Genomic DNA, 1044 nt, shown 5'->3' with positions numbered 1-1044 from the left:
CGGTCCAGACCCCCCATCCGACTGCCGCAGTCCTGAGAGCAGCTGTCTGCCATGCTTCAATTCCTCATTCGCCGGTCCTTCGGCGCGGTGCTGATCCTGGTGTTGATCAGTGCCTTCACCTTCTTCATGTTCTTCGCGATCCCGCAGGACCCGGCCATGCTGGCCTGTGGCAAGAACTGCACTCCGGACGCGCTGGAGATCATCCACAAGAACCTGGGCCTCGACAAGCCGGTCACGGTCCAGTACTGGAACTTCCTGATCGGCATCTTCGCCGGACGCGACTTCGCGGTCGGCCACTGTGCCGCCCCCTGCTTCGGCGTCTCCTTCGCCAACAACCAGAACGTCTGGGACACGATCCTCGACCGCTTCCCGCTGACCGTCTCGCTGACCGTCGGCTCCCTCGTGGTCTTCCTGATCGTCGGCCTCGGTGCCGGCCTGCTGGCCGCCAAGAACCGCGGTACCTGGATCGACAAGGTGTTCAGCTCCGGTTCGCTGGTCATCAGCTCCCTGCAGATCTACTTCCTCGGCCCGCTCGTGCTGCTGGCGCTCGTGTACAGCACCGGCTGGCTGGAGAAGCCGAAGTACGTGCCGTTCTCCGAGGACCTGGGCGGCTGGTTCGCGGGGCTGCTGATCCCCTGGGTGGTCATGGCGACCATCTTCACCGCCAACTACACCCGTATGAGCCGCTCGTCGATGATCGAGCAGCTACAGGAAGAACACGTGAGAGCCGCCCGCGCCAAGGGCATGTCGGGCAACTACACCTTCTTCCGGTACGCGTGGCGCGGCTCGCTCGTGCCCATCGTCACCATCCTCGGCATCGACCTGTCCGCACTGATGGGCGGCGGCATGGTGACCGAGATGACGTTCGGCCTGGCCGGGATCGGCCGGCTCGCGCTGGAATCCGTCACCAACAAGGACCTGCCGATGCTGATGGGCGTCATGCTGGTCAGCGCCGCGCTCATCATCGTCTTCAACCTGATCGTGGACGCCCTGTACGCCGTCATCGACCCGCGCGTGCGCCTGTCCTAGGAGAACCACCGTGAC

The 1044-nt window shown here is 64.4% G+C and carries 1 protein-coding gene; it reads left to right on the top strand.

The genetic code is table 11. The features are described from left to right. Positions 1–51: 51 nt before the first annotated feature. A complete protein-coding gene (locus AB0E98_RS33960) occupies positions 52–1029 on the top strand; it encodes an ABC transporter permease (protein WP_031082535.1) in 978 nt (325 codons plus the stop codon). The last annotated feature ends 15 nt before the right edge of the window (positions 1030–1044 follow it).

It is taken from the genome of Streptomyces sp. NPDC037389 (assembly GCF_040636475.1).
Taxonomy (GTDB): domain Bacteria; phylum Actinomycetota; class Actinomycetes; order Streptomycetales; family Streptomycetaceae; genus Streptomyces; species Streptomyces hesseae.
The sequence above is the reverse complement of the archived record's forward strand: the minus strand, read 5'-3'. Positions and strand labels throughout refer to the sequence as shown.

Bases quoted from the DNA above. Each gene is read 5' to 3' on its own strand.
- AB0E98_RS33960 (WP_031082535.1), top strand. From the start codon at position 52: ATGCTTCAATTCCTCATTCGCCGGTCCTTCGGCGCGGTGCTGATCCTG.